Genomic DNA, 15,529 nt, shown 5'->3' on the forward strand with positions numbered 1-15,529 from the left:
TCACGGTTCAGCGCGGCAAGACGCTGTGGCCCATGAGGTGCTTGTCGATCGCGTGGGCGGCCTGCCGGCCTTCGCGGATCGCCCAGACCACCAACGACTGACCGCGGCGCATGTCGCCCGCCGCGAAGACGCCGGGCACGTTGGTCGCGTAGCCGTGTTCTTCATCGGTCGTGGCCTTGGCGTTGCCGCGGGCGTCCCGCTCGACCCCGAAGGCCTCGAGCACGCTCGCGAGCGGGTGCACGAAACCCATGGCCAGCAGCACGAGGTCGGCCTTCCAAACCTGCTCGGTGCCGGGAATCTCGACGAGCTTGCCGTCCTTCATCTCGACCCGCACGGTCTGCACGCCGGTGACTTTGCCCTTTTCGCCCAGGAAGGCCTTGGTGAGGATCGCAAATTCCCGCTCGCAACCCTCTTCGTGGCTCGAACTCGTGCGCAGCTTGATCGGCCAGTAGGGCCAGACCAGCGGCTTGTTCTCTTTTTCCGGCGGACGCGGCATCACTTCGAACTGGGTGACGCTCAAGGCGCCTTGCCGGCGGCTCGTTCCCACGCAGTCGCTGCCGGTGTCGCCGCCGCCGATGACGATGACGTGCTTGCCCTTGGCCGAAATCTGCCCCTTGAGCTTGTCGCCGGCATTCGCCTTGTTCTGCTGCGGCAGGAATTCCATCGCGAAATGGATGCCGGCGAGTTCACGGCCCGGGACCGGCAGGTCCCGAGGCTGCTCGGAGCCGCCGGCGAGCAGCACGGCATCGTACGCGCTGCGGATGTCCTCGGGCACCACGCGTTCCTTGGCATCGTTGGGCACCTTGGCATCTTCCGGCAACGAGCCGACGACCACGCCGGTGCGAAACTCGACACCTTCGGCCTGCATCTGCTGGACGCGCCGGTCGATGTGCGATTTTTCGAGCTTGAAGTCGGGGATGCCATAGCGCAGCAGCCCACCCACCCGGTCGCTCTTTTCGAACACGGTCACCGCATGACCCGCGCGCGCGAGCTGCTGGGCGGCCGCCAGGCCCGCAGGCCCGGAGCCGACGATGGCCACTTTCTTACCGGTCTTGTGCGCCGCAGGCTCGGGCTGCACCCAGCCCTCGGCCCAGGCGCGGTCGATGATGGCGTGCTCGATGGACTTGATGCCCACCGGATCGTCGTTGATGTTGAGGGTGCAGGCAGCCTCGCAGGGCGCCGGGCAGACCCGCCCGGTGAATTCCGGGAAATTGTTGGTGCTGTGCAGCACCTCGATCGCCCGATGCCAGTCGCCCTGATAAACCAGATCGTTGAAGTCCGGAATGATGTTGTTGACCGGGCAGCCGTTGTTGCAAAACGGCGTGCCGCAGTCCATGCAACGCGCAGCCTGGATCTTGGCTTGCTGCTCATCGAGCCCGATGACGAACTCGCGGTAGTTCTTGAGCCGCTCCGGCACGGGCTGGTAGCCCTCTTCGAGCCGGTGGTATTCCATGAAACCGGTGACTTTTCCCATGATGGTGAACCTTCCTCGAACGATGCACGGGCTTAGCGACTGCCAGCCACTTCTTTTTCAGGAGCAGCCGGAGCCGATTTGGTGCCGGCTTGCTGGCTCTTTTTGGCATGAAGCTCAGCCAAGGCCCGCTTGTATTCGTTCGGGAACACCTTGACGAACTTCTCGCGGGACTGCGCCCAGTTGTCGAGCAGTTCGCGCGCGCGCCGGCTGCCGGTCCAGCGGTGGTGTTCCTCGAGCAGTTTGCGCAGCTGCGCCTCGTCGGTCTGGCCACGGTGCCAGATGGCGCGGTCGACGCGGGCTTCCTGCTCGGCAGCGGGCAGGACCTTCTCGAGACTCACCATCGCCGTGTTGCAGCGCTTGGCGAACCAGCCATCTTCGTCATAGACATAGGCCACACCGCCACTCATCCCCGCCGCGAAGTTGCGGCCGGTCTTTCCCAGCACCGCCACCGTGCCGCCGGTCATGTATTCGCAGCCATGGTCGCCCGTGCCTTCGACGACGGCCGTCGCGCCGGACAGACGCACGGCGAAGCGCTCGCCGGCCACACCACAGAAATAGGCTTCGCCCGAGGTCGCGCCATACATCACCGTGTTGCCGACGATGATGTTGCCGGTTGCCTCGCCGCGGAAATCCAGGCTGGGTCGCACGACGACGCGGCCGCCCGAGAGGCCTTTGCCGGTGTAATCGTTGGCCTCACCGATCAGGTAGAGCGTGATGCCCGGAGCCAGGAACGCACCAAACGACTGGCCGCCAGTGCCTTCGAGCTGGATGCGGATCGTGTCGTCGGGCAGGCCCTCGGGCCGCACCTTGGTCAAAGCGCCGGAAAGCATGGCACCGACCGAGCGGTGGACGTTGCGCACCACTTCCATGAACTGCACCTTTTCGCCGTGGTCGATGGCGGCGCGCGCCTTGGCGATCAGGATGTTGTCAAACGACTTCTCGAGGCCGTGCTCTTGCTCGTCCGTGTGGTAGCGCGGCGCCTCGACCTTGAGGGCCGGACGCGCGAGCAGGCGGCTGAAGTCGAGCCCACGCGCCTTCCAGTGCTCGACGGCGCGGCGCGTGTCGAGCAAGTCGCTGCGGCCGACGAGTTCGTCGAAGGTGCGGATACCGAGCTGCGCCATGATCTGCCGCGCCTCTTCGGCGACGAAGAAGAAATAGTTGACGACATGCTCGGGCTTGCCCTGGAATTTGCGCCGTAGCACCGGGTCCTGCGTCGCCACGCCCACCGGACAGGTGTTGAGGTGGCATTTGCGCATCATGATGCAGCCCTCCACCACCAGCGGCGCCGTGGCAAAGCCGAACTCATCGGCACCCAGCAGCGCGGCGACGACGACATCGCGGCCGGTCTTCATCTGCCCGTCGGTCTGCACGCGGATGCGCGAGCGCAATCCGTTGAGCACCAGGGTCTGCTGGGTTTCGGCAAGGCCGATTTCCCAGGGGCTGCCCGCGTGCTTGATCGACGACCAGGGCGAGGCGCCGGTGCCGCCGTCATGCCCGGCGATCACCACGTGGTCGGCCTTGCACTTGGCCACCCCCGCGGCGATGGTGCCGACGCCGGTTTCCGACACCAGCTTGACGCTGATGCTCGCGTGCGGTGCGACGTTTTTCAGGTCGTGGATGAGCTGGGCCAGGTCTTCGATCGAGTAAATGTCATGGTGCGGCGGCGGCGAGATCAAACCCACACCCGGCACCGAGTGACGCAGGCGACCGATGTATTCGGACACCTTGCCGCCGGGCAGTTGGCCGCCCTCGCCCGGCTTGGCGCCCTGGGCCATCTTGATCTGGATTTGATCGGCGCTGACCAGGTATTCGACCGTGACGCCAAAGCGCCCCGAAGCCACCTGCTTGATGCGCGAACGCAGCGAATCGCCGTCTTCGAGTGGAATGTCGACCTCGACCACATCGGCGCCCAGAATGCTCTTGAGCGTCTCGCCCTTGCGGATCGGGATGCCCTTGAGCTCGTTGCGGTAGCGTGCCGGGTCCTCGCCGCCCTCGCCCGTGTTGCTCTTGCCGCCGATGCGGTTCATGGCGATGGCCAAGGTCGCATGCGCTTCGGTGGAGATCGACCCGAGCGACATCGCCCCGGTCGCGAAGCGCTTGACGATTTCCTTGGCCGGCTCGACCTCGTCGATCGGGATCGCCTTGCTCGGATCGACTTTGAAATCGAACAGCCCGCGCAGCGTCATGTGCCGACGGTTTTGGTCGTTGATGAGTTGCGCGTATTCCTTGTAGGTCTGCCAGGAGTTCGCGCGCGTCGCGTGCTGCAGCCGGGCGATCGCGTCCGGCGTCCACATGTGTTCTTCGCCGCGCGCACGCCAGGCATATTCGCCGCCGACATCGAGCGCGTGGGCCAGCAAGGGGTTGTCGCCAAAAGCATCGCGGTGCATGCGGATCGCTTCCTCTGCGATCTCGAACACGCCGATGCCTTCGACGCGGCTGGCCGTCCCGGTGAAGTACTTGTCGATGGTCGCGCTGTTGATGCCGATGGCCTCAAACAGCTGGGCGCCGCAGTAGCTCATGTAGGTGGACACGCCCATCTTCGACATGATCTTCGACAGACCCTTGCCCACCGCCTTGATGTAGTTGGCGATCGCCTTTTCGGCCGAGAGCTCGCCCGGCAGATCCTGGTGGATGGCGGCGATGGTCTCGAGCGCGAGATACGGGTGGACGGCTTCAGCGCCGTAGCCGGCGAGCACGGCGAAGTGATGCACCTCCCGCGCGCTACCCGTCTCGACGACCAGACCAGTGCTGGTGCGCAGGCCCTCGCGCACCAGATGCTGGTGCACGGCCGAGAGTGCCAGCAGCGCTGGAATCGCGACCTGCCCCGGCGCGACGCTGCGATCGCTGAGAATCAGGATGTTCTTGCCACCCCGGATGGCATCGACCGCGGCTGCGCACAGCGAGGCGAGCTTGGCCTCGACGCCCTCATGCCCCCAGGCGAGCGGGTAGGTGATGTCGAGCACCTCCGAGCGGAATTTGCCGTGCGTGTGCCGCGCGATGTCGCGCAGCTTCGCCATGTCGGCGAAGTCGAGCACGGGCTGGCTCACCTCAAGGCGCATCGGCGGGTTGACCTGGTTGATGTCGAGCAGGTTGGGCTTGGGGCCGATGAAGGACACCAGCGACATCACGATCGCCTCGCGAATCGGGTCGATCGGCGGGTTGGTCACCTGCGCAAACAGCTGCTTGAAATAGTTGTAGAGCGGCTTGTTGCGGTCACTCAGCACAGCCAGCGGGCTGTCGTTGCCCATGGAGCCGATGGCTTCTTCGCCGGCTTGGGCCATGGGGGCGAGCAAGAACTTCAGGTCTTCCTGGGTGGTGCCGAAGGCCTGCTGGCGGTCGATCAGCGCAATGTCCGACGGCGGCGCGACGCTGCCGGGCACTTCCGCAGGCAGATCATCGAGGCGGATGCGCAGGTTTTCGATCCACTGCTTATAGGGCTTGGCGTTGGCGAGGTTGGCCTTGAGCTCGTCATCGTCGATCATGCGACCCTGTTCGAGGTCGATCAGGAACATCTTGCCGGGCTGCAGGCGCCACTTGCGCACGATCTTGCTCTCGGGCACGGGCAGCACGCCCGCCTCGGAAGCCATGATGACCATGTCGTCGTCGGTGACGCAATAGCGTGCCGGGCGCAAGCCGTTGCGGTCGAGCGTGGCGCCGATCTGGCGGCCGTCGGTGAACACGATGGCGGCTGGGCCGTCCCAGGGCTCCATCATGGCCGCGTGGTACTCATAGAACGCGCGGCGGCGCTCGTCCATCATCGTGTGCTGCTCCCACGGCTCGGGAATCATCATCATCACGGCCTGGCTGATCGGGTAGCCGGCCATGGTGAGCAGTTCGAGGCAGTTGTCGAAGGTGGCGGTATCGGACTGATCCGGGAAGCTGATCGGGTAGAGCTTCTTCAGGTCCGCGCCCAACACCGGCGAGGACATCACGCCTTCGCGCGCCTTCATCCAGTTGTAGTTGCCGCGCACGGTGTTGATTTCGCCGTTGTGCGCCACATAGCGGTACGGGTGCGCCAGCGGCCACTCGGGGAAGGTGTTGGTCGAGAAACGCTGGTGCACGAGACCCAGGGCCGAAACGCAGCGCGGGTCGCGCAGGTCTTCGTAATAGGTGCCCACCTGGTCAGCCAGCAGCAGGCCCTTGTAGATGACCGTGCGGCTGCTCATGCTGGGCACGTAATACTCTTTGCTGTGCTTGAGCCCGAGGCGCTGAATGGCGGCGCTCGCGGTCTTGCGGATGACGTAGAGCTTGCGCTCGAGCGCGTCCTGGACGATGACATCGTCGCCGCGGCCGATGAACACCTGGCGCAGCACCGGCTCCTTCTCACGCACGGTGGGCGACATCGGCATCTCGCGGTTGACCGGCACGTCGCGCCAACCGAGCAAGACCTGGCCCTCGGCGCGGATGGCGCGCTCGAGTTCTTGCTCGCAGGCCAGGCGGGAGGCGTGCTCCTTGGGCAGGAAGATCATGCCGACGCCGTACTCACCGGGCGGCGGCAGCGTCACCCCGATGCTGCCGTCCGGCGCGATGCCTTTGGCGGCCATTTCCTCGCGGTAGAGCTGGTCGGGGATCTGCAGCAGGATGCCGGCCCCGTCGCCCATGAGCTTGTCAGCCCCGACCGCACCCCGGTGGTCGAGGTTTTCGAGGATCTTGAGCGCCTGCTCGATGATGGCGTGCGATTTCTGCCCTTTGATGTGCGCCACGAAACCGACGCCACAGGCATCATGTTCTTGCGACGCCTGATACAGGCCCTGTTGTTCAAAATCTTCACGCTCGGCTGCCGTGGTCATGGCGCACTCCTTGGAGAAAAAAGCAGGGCCCCGAGTTTAGTGCAGCGCAGCAGTTTTCCGTGAAAAATAAAACGGGGTCAGAGTGAAATAAAGTTCCCAATGACTGGCCCGCGGTCGAATTTGGGGACATATCAACATAAATAGCAAGAGACCCCCGATTCACACCGGCGTTCGACTATTTTTGATCCTGTTTTTTGGCCTCGGGGAGTTTCCGCGGTCGTCCTGGCTTTCCCGGCAGCACGCGCCGATCGGCCTGTGTCTGCAAGCGAGCCAGGAAATCCTCTGTGCCCAGTGCCCAACCGGATCGCAGCGTCCGATCGAGCCTCGCCTGCTCCGCGAGCGACAAACCAGCCGACACCCGCCGCGCATAGGCGGCCTCGCGAGCAAACGGTGTATTCCCGAGCGACCAATAGACCGCCGGCGGCGTGAGGATCGGCTGCGTCCGCTGCCCGGCGTAGACGCCGTGACTCGACCAGGGCCAGGCAGCGGGCTCGGACGCGAGGCCGGCGCGCACCGGCGCGAGGTCCATATGGACCATGCAGTCGAGCAAAACTTCCGCTGGCTCCACAACCGTCGAACGAAAGCGCCCTTCCCACAAGGTGCCGCTGCGGCCATGCGCCTGGTTGAACACCCGCACATAGCGCCGCCCCAGCGACTGCATCAAGCGCGCCAGCGCCCCCCCGTCCCCCGGGGTGAGCAGCAGGCGAAACGAATCGTCCAGCAAGACGTAGGCATGCAGGACCACGCGGGTTTCGAGCGCCGCATCCGCGAGCAGGCGCAGGAACAGCTGGCGATCGGCATCGCTCAGGAACACGGCTTGGCCGTTGTTGCCACGATGCAGCACATGGTGCGGGCAATTCGGCACAGAGAGTCGGGGCAAGCGGGCCATCGAAGGGTTCGTTCGGAACAGCGGTGGGGCATACTGTACCCAGCCGCGGCAGCGGCGCTTTCGTCGTCCCGCAACCCAGGAGCCACGCCATGAAGACGCCCTCCCCTTTCTCCTCGCGCCTGCGCACGCGCCTCGTCGGCGGCGCGCTTCTGCTTGCCACTGTGGGCCTCACCGCCTGCGGCGGCGGGGGCTACCACCGCCCAGCTTACTACCCCGAGCCGCCCAAGCAACCCCCCGTGGACATCAAGCCTTACACCCCCGCCGTCGCCTACGACCAGGACATTGCCGAGCGGGTGCGCCGCTACCTCGGCTCCGACCCGCGGGTGGGCGTGGAGACGCTGGTGGTCAACGTGGAGAACCAGGTGGTCTACCTGAGCGGCAACGCTAAGAGCCCCGAGGCCGCCCGCCTGGCCGTAGCCATGGCCGAGCGGGTGCAGGGCGTGCGCAAGGTGATCAGCACGATGAACGTTTATTGACGATCTGACCGCACACCCGGCAGGGCAAAGCGGGTGGTGGCCAGGGCCTGCAGGCCGAATTCCGCGAGGATGGCGTGCAGGCGCTCGGCGGCGCTGCGTTTGCGCTGGCCGGTGTATTTCGCCAGGATCAGCTCGTTTTTGAGGCTGTGCTCCCAGCCGACGAGTTCCGTGACCGTGACCTGGTATCCGCAAGCCTCGAGGTAAAGGCAACGCAGCACGTTGGTGAGCTGGCTGCCGAGTTCGCGCGTGTGCAGGGGATGCCGCCAAAGCTCAGCGAGCGGCGTGCGCGCGAGGTTCAGCGCCTTGTGGGCGTTGAGATGCCGGGCGACTTCGGCCTGGCAGCACGGCACCAGCACCATGGCGCGCGCCTGCCGCCGCAGGCCAAAGGCGATGGCGTCGTCGGTCGCGGTGTCGCAGGCGTGCAGCGCCGTGACCACATCGAAATGCGCGGGCAAGGACGGCGACTGCGTCGCCTCGGCCACGGAGAGGTTCAGGAACTCCATGCGCGCAAAACCCAGCCGCTCGGCCAGGGCGCGCGAACGCTCGACGAGCTCGGTGCGGGTTTCGATGCCATAGACACGGCCCTCCGCTCGGTGCTTGAAGTAGAGGTCGTAGAGAATGAAGCCGAGGTAAGACTTGCCCGCGCCATGATCGGCGAGACGAAGGCCCCCCTCGGATGGCGGCAACTCATCGAGCAGCTTCTCGATGAACTGCACCAGGTGATAAACCTGCTTGAGCTTGCGGCGCGAGTCCTGATTGATGCGCCCCTCGCGCGTGAGGATGTGCAATTCCTTGAGCAGTTCGAGGGACTGGCCGGGACGCAAGCCCAACTGTGCGGCCACATCGCCTGCGCCTGAGGCAGCGTTGGAAGTCTTGGTTTTCTTCATGGCCCGAGCTTGCCACAGGCGCTCGGCCCGGCGTCAGGGCGCGCAGGTGGCAAGCGCGGCCCGACATCGAGCGCGGCCCAGCCCTGCGGCCCGAGCTGCTCGAGCGTGTCGATGTTGACCTGATAGATGGCCTCGGCGTCGGGAAACGCCTCGACCGCACGGTCGATGCTGGCTTCGCGGATCAGGTGCAGGGTCGGATACGGGGCGCGATTGGTCGCATTGGTGATGTCGTCCGCATCGGTGCCGGCGAACTGAAACTGCGGATGAAACGGCGCGATTTGCAGTACGCCCTCCAAACCGAGCCGCGCGAGCAGCCGATCTGCGTCGTCGAGAAAATCATTGAACGCGAAAAAATCCGGATACGCCCAGGGCGCAATCACCAGCGTCGTGTCCCGCACGGCCGGGTCCGCCGCGGCCAGGGCCTGCAACTCGGCCTCGAGCACGTCGAGCAAGTCCGCGCCGCCCCGCGCGGCCGTGACCGCATAGTGAATCTGCCCCTTGACATGCACCGCCTTGGCAAACGGACAGAGGTTGAGCCCGATCACCGCGCGCTCGAGCCAGCGCCGGGTGTCGGCAATCGCCTGTTCTCGATCCGTTTCAACGAGGGCATCCATGGCGTTCCTCTTGAAGCAAAGCCGCTCACTGCGTGGCAGCCAGCGCGAACAGCCGCTCGCCGGTGAGGCGCTCGTGTTCACGCGCCGCATAACGGTCGGTCATGCCGGCGATGTAGTCGGCAACCGCCCGGGCGCGCACGGCGTCGGCATCGGGCCCATACGCGCGGGCCGCGCGCTCGGCAAAGTGCGGCGCCATCTGCGCCGGGTCTTGCAGATAGGCATCGAACAGCTCGCGCACGACGCGCCGGGCGCGGTCGGTGGTGTCGACGACGCGCGGGTGGCGGTAGAGCCGCTGCAGCAAAAAGCGCTTGAGCACGGCCGTGTCCTCGCGCATCGCCGCACCGAAGCGCACCAGCGGGGGCGCACGGCGCACATCGTCGATGCTCGCGACCCGGGCCGCGTCGATCGCAGCCCGGGTGTGGTCGATCAGATCATAGACCTGGGCACTGAGCATGCGGCGGATCGTCTCGTAGAGCTGCCGCCGCCCGTCGAGAGCGGGGTGTTCGGCCAAGACCTCGGCCTGAAAACGCGCCAACAGCGGCACGTCGGCCAGGTCGTCGAGGCGGATGAGGCCAGAGCGCACGCCGTCGTCGATGTCGTGCGCGTTGTAGGCAATCTCATCGGCCAGGTTGCACAGCTGCGCTTCGAGGCTGGGCTGCGTGCCGTCGAGAAAGCGGCGGCCGACACCGCCCGGCTCTTCGCGCTCGAGCCGCTCGGCATTGCGGCGCGAGCAGTGCTTGAGGATGCCCTCCCGGGTCTCGAAGCACAGATTGAGCCCATCCCAACTGGGATAGCGGTGTTCCAGCTCGTCCACCACGCGCAGGCTTTGCAGGTTGTGCTCGAAGCCGCCCCAATCGCGCCCGGGCCCGCTCATGCAGGCATGCAGCGCATCCTGCCCGGCATGACCGAAGGGCGTGTGGCCCAGATCGTGCGCGAGGGCGATCGCCTCGACCAGGTCTTCGTTGAGCGCCAGCGTGCGCGCCACCGACCGACCGAGCTGCGCCACCTCGAGTGAATGCGTCAGCCGCGTGCGAAACAGGTCGCCTTCATGGTTGAGGAAGACCTGGGTTTTGTAGACCAGACGCCGGAACGCCGACGAATGCACGATGCGATCGCGGTCGCGCTGGAACGCGCTGCGCGTGGGCGCAGGCGGCTCCGGCACACGACGGCCGCGGGTGCGGTCCGGATGCGCGGCGTAAGGGGCCAGATTCATCACAAAAATCGGGATTTGCCTGCGTAATACGGTACTTTTCTGCTCTTATTGTGAGAGCGATTTCAGGTGCCGCATCCAGCCGCCCTCAAGCGCAGCTACAGGCATCGATGACTTCCCGCACCAGCGCGTCCGGCGCTGAACGAACGACTGCCCGCCCGGCCCCATCGATGAGGACGAAGCGAATCTCGCCCGCTTCGGCCTTCTTGTCGACCCGCATCAAGGCCAGATAGCGGCCGGAATTGTCCGTCGCGTCGAGCTGCGGCGCGCGCACCGGCAAACCCGCGCGTTCGATGAGGTTCGTGAGCCGCGCCACAAAGGCGGCATCGACCAAGCCGAGGCGCGCCGAGAGATGCGCGGCCAACACCATGCCGCAACCCACCGCCTCGCCGTGCAGCCACGTCCCGTAGCCCAGCCCCGCCTCGATCGCGTGGCCAAAGGTGTGACCGAAATTGAGGGTCGCGCGCAGGCCCGACTCGCGCTCGTCCCGGCCGACCACCTCGGCCTTGATTTCACAACTGCGGCGCACTGCGTGCGCCAAGGCTTCGGGGTCACGCTGCCGCAGCCCCTCGATGCGCGCGTCGAGCCAGTCCAAGAAACCGACATCGGCGATCGGCCCGTATTTGATGACTTCGGCGAGCCCGGCGCTGAGCTCGCGCTCGGGCAAGGTGGCCAAGGTGTCGAGATCACAGACGACCAGGCGCGGCTGGTAGAACGCACCGATCATGTTCTTGCCCGCAGGATGATTGATCCCGGTCTTGCCGCCCACCGAAGAATCCACCTGGGCGAGCAAGGTCGTCGGCACCTGCACGAACGGCACACCGCGCATGTAAGACGCCGCGGCAAACCCGGTCATGTCGCCCACCACCCCGCCGCCCAAGGCATAGAGCACCGTCTTGCGGTCGCAGCCTTGGGCGAGCAAGGCGTCAAAGATTTGGTTCAGCGTTTCCCAGGTCTTGTAGCCCTCGCCGTCCGGCAGCGCCACCGTGTGCACGCGCCGGTGTCGCGGCGCCAAGCTTCGGGCCAGCCGCTCGGCATAGATCGGGCCCACCGTCGTATTCGTCACGATCATCGCGTCGCTGGACGAGGGCACGTCTTCAAAAGTGCCGGCCTCGTCGATCAGGCCACGCCCGATGAGGATGGGATAACTGCGGTCGCCGAGGGAAATCTCGACCCGCTCCAGCGGGTGGTGGGAGGGTGTCGCGGTCAGCATGGGCTGAGTTTATCGCCCCAACGCTGGCCCTGTTCCGCCTGCCGCCGGCTGCGGCGCCAGCTCGAGTTGCATCAGGATCATGTTGACCAGCATCGCCACCGAAGGCCGGCCAGTTTCCAGAACGTCGTGCGCCGTCTCGCGATACAGCGGGTCGCGCGCGGCATGCAGTTCACGCAGCCGCTTGAGCGGATCGTCCACCTGCAACAGCGGGCGCTGGCTGTCGCGCCGCAAACGGCGGGCCAGGTCCTCGGGCCGCGCGTGCAGGTAAATGACCCGGCAACGCTCGTGCAAACGCGCCCGGTTTTCGGGCCGCAAAACCGCACCGCCCCCGGTGGACAACACCCCAGGCCCCGAGCGTGTCAGGGCATCGATGACTTCCGCCTCGATATCGCGGAAACGCGCCTCGCCCTGCTCCTCGAAGAACTGCCGAATCGAGCACCCCATGCGCCGCTCGATCTCCTGGTCCGAGTCCAGAAACGGCAGCTGCAGCCGCCGCGCCAGCATCCGCCCGACCGTGGTCTTGCCACTGCCGGGCAGGCCGATGAGGGCAAGCAGCGTATCCCCTGCGGTCACGGCACCACGGTGACCGCAATCGTCGCCAGCTGCGGCGGCGGCCCGCTATCGGTCACAGAAATGGTCGCACTTCCAACCGCCACCCCCGTGATCGTGACGAAGCCAGCCGCATACGACGCGGTGGCCACAGTGTTACTCGAAGAAGTCGTCGCCACGGTTCCGGTCGGCGAAACGCCCTTCAGGAGCACCTTCACCGAACCACCCACGGGCACCGTCACACTGGAGCTCGAAACGCTCAATCCACAGACATTCGGATCGTTGATGATTGTGATGGTGGCTTTCGCGTAGCCACCACGGGCATCGTTCACTTCAATGTCCACGGGCGTATTTGCGGACACACAACGATTACCCTGCGTGCCAGTTTGCACCGTGACGATGTTCCCCGACACACTCACAGCAAGCAGATCGGGGCGCAAGCTGCGCGCAGTGAGCGGAGCGACCCCGCCCAAAGCCTGGAGCGTAAAACTTTCCGTCGATGTCTCCGGAATCGAAAGACTGGCCGGGACGAGGTTGAATTGCGGCGACCCTGCCAGGATCTTCTCAACGGTCATCTTGACCTGTTGATTCCGTGCGTCGAGCACGACCACATCGAACGGGCCACCGACCGACAGCATTTCGAGTGTCAATTCATTGCCGACGATCGTGCCTTTGAGCGCGATTTCGAGCGTGGAAACCCGATACGGCGGCGTGCCGCCGGAGATCAAGACTTTGACTCTGTCGCCCACGTAAGTTTGAACGGAACTCAGCGAGAGCGTGAGCGGGTCGCCGACCGTGATCGCGACCGCAGCCGAACCGCCGTTGCGGTCTCGGATGGTCACGGTGGCATTGCCTTGGCCGACGGAATTCAGAATCAAAGTTTGGTCGCTGACGCTGGCGTTGAGCACCCGGACATCGCTGCTGCTCACGCTGTAGGGTGCGACGCCGCCGAAAACACTGTAAGACTGAACCACACCCAAGGGCATGGAAAGTGTCGCGGGAGCCGTCGTTTGAACCGTAGGGGTTTTCGGGTCTGAACCCGAGGAGCCGCCGCCTCCGCCGCAGGCCGATACCAATACTGCGGCCAACAGGGCCACCATCCAGTGCATGAGTCTCATGAGCGGGTCTTCCTCAAAATAAATCGAATCGATGTTCAGCGCACGGCTGCGCGATCGGAAATCATTTTCGGGGTGATGAACACCAGCATTTCCTGCTTGTTCGCGCTGCGCGAGCGGCTCTTGAACAAATTGCCCACCGCCGGAATGTCGCCCAGCAGAGGCACCTTGGTTTCGCTTTCGGTCTCGTTGAGCTCGAAGATACCGCCAATCACGACCGTGCCGCCATTTTCGACCAGCACCTGCGTTTTGATGTGCTTGGTGTTGATTGCAAACCCCGACGCCGTCGCCTGCCCGACCGAGTCCTTGTTGACGTCGAGGTCGAGAATGATATTGCCTTCAGGCGTGATTTGCGGCGTGACTTCCAGCTTCAAATTCGCCTTGCGGAAGGCGATTGCCGTCGCCCCGCTCGAAGTGGCGACCTGGTAGGGAAGTTCCGTCCCCTGTTCGATCAAGGCTTTGGTTTGATCGGCTGTGACCACGCGCGGGCTGGAGACCACCTTGCCTTTGCCGTCCGCCTCCAGCGCGGAAATTTCCAAGTTCAGGAAACGGTTCGCCGCCGCGCTGAACAAGGAGATGGCAAACGTGGAGGGGTTGTAGCCGTTTTGCCCAATCGCCGGCAAATTCACGAAGGTCGTGTTGGCGGCATCGAGCGCGGTGCCAGTTTGCCCCGTCGTGCCGTAGATCGCACCATACGTACCGCCCAGTGCAATTCGGTTGTTGTTCCCCACCGAATAACCCGGATCCCCGCCGCGCACGCCCCGCAAGTCGCTACCTCCGAGTTTCACCCCCAGCGAGCGCCCAAACGTATCCGACGCCTCGACGATGCGCGCCTCGATCAACACCTGGCGGACCGCGACGTCGAGCTTGTTGATCATCTCCTGAACCTGCGCGAGCTTGCTCGGGATGTCCGAGACGAAGATCTGGTTCGTGCGCGGCTCGGCGATGACGCTGCCGCGCGGACTCAGGATGCGCGCGCTGCCGCTGCTGGAGCTTCCGCTGTTGGCTGTCAACTTCGCAGCGATTTCCTCCGCCTTGGTGTAGTTGAGTTGGAACGACTGGGTCTGCAGCGGCTCCAGCCCCTGAATCGCCGCCGCCGCTTCGAGTTCGGCTTTTTCCTTGGCGGCGAGTTCATCCTTGGGCGCAATCCACAGCACGTTGCCTGCCTTGCGCATACCCAGCCCCTTGGCGCGCAAAATGATGTCGAGTGCCTGATCCCACGGCACGTCTTTGAGCCGCAGCGTGACCGAACCCGTCACGGTGTCCGACGTCACGATGTTGAAATTCGTGAAGTCCGCAATGACCTGCAGCAGCGACCGAACCTCGATGTTCTGGAAGTTGAGCGAGAGCTTCTCGCCATTGAAGCCCTGCCCCTGGGTGAGTTTGTTCGGGTCGAACTTCTGCGGCCGCACTTCGACGACGAACTGCGCATCGGTCTGGTAGGCGGAATGTTCCCATGCGCCCTTCGGTTCGATGACCATGCGCACTCGGTCACCGCTCTCGAAGCTTGTGACCGTCTGGATCGGAGTGCCAAAGTCCGTCACGTCGAGGCGCCGCCGCAGCCCCTGCGGCAGCGAAGACTTCATGAATTCGACGACGAGGGTCGAGCCCTGCTGTTTGATATCCACGCCAACCTGAGGATTGGGCAACTCGACCACCACGCGGCCCGAGCCATCGGTTCCCCGACGGAAATCCAGATCACGGATGGGTAAAACCTCCACATTGCGGCTTTCCGCAAAGACCTGGGTCGTCTGCACGGCGGGCGTGACCGCAACCGCCGGGTCCAGCGTGACCAGAACGACCTTGCCTTGGACGTCGGTGCGGTAGGCGGTGGCCTGTTTGAGGTTGAGCACCATGCGGGTGCGCTCGCCGGCTTGAACCACGGCGACCGACTTCAAATTGCCTTGGTTCACCTCGACCACCGAGCGCCCGAGCGCATTGCTCACGCCCGGAAAATCCAGCGCGATGCGGGCTGGCTGCTGAATCGAAAAACTGCTGGGCGGCGCAGCCAGGGACTCGGCAAGCTCGACGCGGATGACCTCCGAGCCTCCTTGGATCGAGGCATCCAGCGCCTTGATGGCGTTCTGCGCCTGGGCCAGCGTGCCCAGCAGCGCCAGCGCGGCCCAGACGCCCGCGCTGCGCAGCGCATTCAGGCAACGCTGAATAAGTTCCCGCGATGGCGCGCGCCCGGCCGCGGGATGGGATGCGAGGCGCAAACCGCAGCCATAGCCGCAGCTATGGCGAGGATTTGCAACGACGCAGACCGCCCGCGGCTGGGATGCGCGGCGCGCGAAGGACTTGTTCAGCGTTGC

11 protein-coding genes are annotated in these 15,529 nt (G+C 65.0%); 1 reads left to right on the plus strand and 10 read right to left on the minus strand.

The features are described from left to right. Positions 1 to 7: 7 nt before the first annotated feature. From EDC62_RS07055 to EDC62_RS07065, 3 genes are all read right to left on the minus strand, one after another. Positions 8 to 1,474, minus strand: a complete 1,467-nt coding sequence (locus tag EDC62_RS07055) for a glutamate synthase subunit beta (protein ID WP_124222108.1) — start codon at positions 1,472 to 1,474, stop codon at positions 8 to 10. Positions 1,475 to 1,506: 32 nt separating this feature from the next. Continuing rightward, positions 1,507 to 6,264 (minus strand): glutamate synthase-related protein, encoded by a 4,758-nt coding sequence (locus EDC62_RS07060; RefSeq protein WP_124222111.1) that lies wholly within the window; start codon positions 6,262 to 6,264, stop codon positions 1,507 to 1,509. Positions 6,265 to 6,439: 175 nt separating this feature from the next. Further along, positions 6,440 to 7,153, minus strand: a complete 714-nt coding sequence (locus EDC62_RS07065; protein WP_124222113.1) for a transposase — start codon at positions 7,151 to 7,153, stop codon at positions 6,440 to 6,442. A gap of 89 nt (positions 7,154 to 7,242) precedes the next feature. On the opposite strand from EDC62_RS07065, the gene EDC62_RS07070 reads away from it, so the two are divergent. Next, positions 7,243 to 7,629: a BON domain-containing protein gene (locus EDC62_RS07070; protein WP_124222115.1), complete on the plus strand. Its 387-nt coding sequence runs from the start codon at positions 7,243 to 7,245 to the stop codon at positions 7,627 to 7,629. Here the strand turns inward: EDC62_RS07070 and EDC62_RS07075 are convergent. From EDC62_RS07075 to EDC62_RS07105, 7 genes are all read right to left on the minus strand, one after another. Then, entirely contained in the window at positions 7,623 to 8,516 is an 894-nt protein-coding gene (locus EDC62_RS07075) for a class I SAM-dependent methyltransferase (RefSeq protein WP_124222117.1), read from the minus strand. The two genes, EDC62_RS07070 and EDC62_RS07075, sit on opposite strands and share 7 nt — an antisense overlap. Beyond that, positions 8,513 to 9,130, minus strand: coding sequence for a DUF1415 domain-containing protein (locus tag EDC62_RS07080; protein WP_124222119.1), 618 nt, complete (start codon positions 9,128 to 9,130; stop codon positions 8,513 to 8,515). The genes EDC62_RS07075 and EDC62_RS07080 overlap by 4 nt, the downstream gene beginning before the upstream one ends. A gap of 25 nt (positions 9,131 to 9,155) precedes the next feature. Continuing rightward, positions 9,156 to 10,343 carry a deoxyguanosinetriphosphate triphosphohydrolase gene (locus EDC62_RS07085; RefSeq protein WP_124222121.1) on the minus strand — a complete coding sequence of 396 codons (1,188 nt, stop codon included), beginning with the start codon at positions 10,341 to 10,343 and terminating at the stop codon, positions 9,156 to 9,158. Between the two features lie 85 nt (positions 10,344 to 10,428). Then, complete coding sequence (aroB, locus tag EDC62_RS07090) at positions 10,429 to 11,553, minus strand: 3-dehydroquinate synthase (RefSeq protein WP_124222123.1); 1,125 nt, start codon at positions 11,551 to 11,553, stop codon at positions 10,429 to 10,431. 9 nt (positions 11,554 to 11,562) lie between these two features. Further along, positions 11,563 to 12,126, minus strand: a complete 564-nt coding sequence (locus EDC62_RS07095) for a shikimate kinase (protein WP_281273843.1) — start codon at positions 12,124 to 12,126, stop codon at positions 11,563 to 11,565. Next, positions 12,123 to 13,220: a hypothetical protein gene (locus EDC62_RS07100; protein ID WP_124222125.1), complete on the minus strand. Its 1,098-nt coding sequence runs from the start codon at positions 13,218 to 13,220 to the stop codon at positions 12,123 to 12,125. The genes EDC62_RS07095 and EDC62_RS07100 overlap by 4 nt, the downstream gene beginning before the upstream one ends. 35 nt (positions 13,221 to 13,255) lie before the next feature. Next, the gene (locus tag EDC62_RS07105) at positions 13,256 to 15,382 is read right to left on the minus strand and encodes a type IV pilus secretin PilQ (RefSeq protein WP_425469992.1); all 2,127 of its coding nucleotides are present in this window, start codon (positions 15,380 to 15,382) and stop codon (positions 13,256 to 13,258) included. Between the last annotated feature and the right edge of the window lie 147 nt (positions 15,383 to 15,529).

The organism is Tibeticola sediminis (genome assembly GCF_003843835.1).
Classification (GTDB): Bacteria; Pseudomonadota; Gammaproteobacteria; order Burkholderiales; family Burkholderiaceae_C; genus Tibeticola; species Tibeticola sediminis.

Coding starts and splice junctions, on each gene's coding strand:
- EDC62_RS07060 (WP_124222111.1), bottom strand. CDS start 6,264: ATGACCACGGCAGCCGAGCGTGAAGATTTTGAACAACAGGGCCTGTAT.
- aroB (WP_124222123.1), bottom strand. CDS start 11,553: ATGCTGACCGCGACACCCTCCCACCACCCGCTGGAGCGGGTCGAGATT.
- EDC62_RS07080 (WP_124222119.1), bottom strand. CDS start 9,130: ATGGATGCCCTCGTTGAAACGGATCGAGAACAGGCGATTGCCGACACC.
- EDC62_RS07070 (WP_124222115.1), top strand. CDS start 7,243: ATGAAGACGCCCTCCCCTTTCTCCTCGCGCCTGCGCACGCGCCTCGTC.
- EDC62_RS07085 (WP_124222121.1), bottom strand. CDS start 10,343: ATGAATCTGGCCCCTTACGCCGCGCATCCGGACCGCACCCGCGGCCGT.
- EDC62_RS07055 (WP_124222108.1), bottom strand. CDS start 1,474: ATGGGAAAAGTCACCGGTTTCATGGAATACCACCGGCTCGAAGAGGGC.
- EDC62_RS07100 (WP_124222125.1), bottom strand. CDS start 13,220: ATGAGACTCATGCACTGGATGGTGGCCCTGTTGGCCGCAGTATTGGTA.
- EDC62_RS07065 (WP_124222113.1), bottom strand. CDS start 7,153: ATGGCCCGCTTGCCCCGACTCTCTGTGCCGAATTGCCCGCACCATGTG.
- EDC62_RS07075 (WP_124222117.1), bottom strand. CDS start 8,516: ATGAAGAAAACCAAGACTTCCAACGCTGCCTCAGGCGCAGGCGATGTG.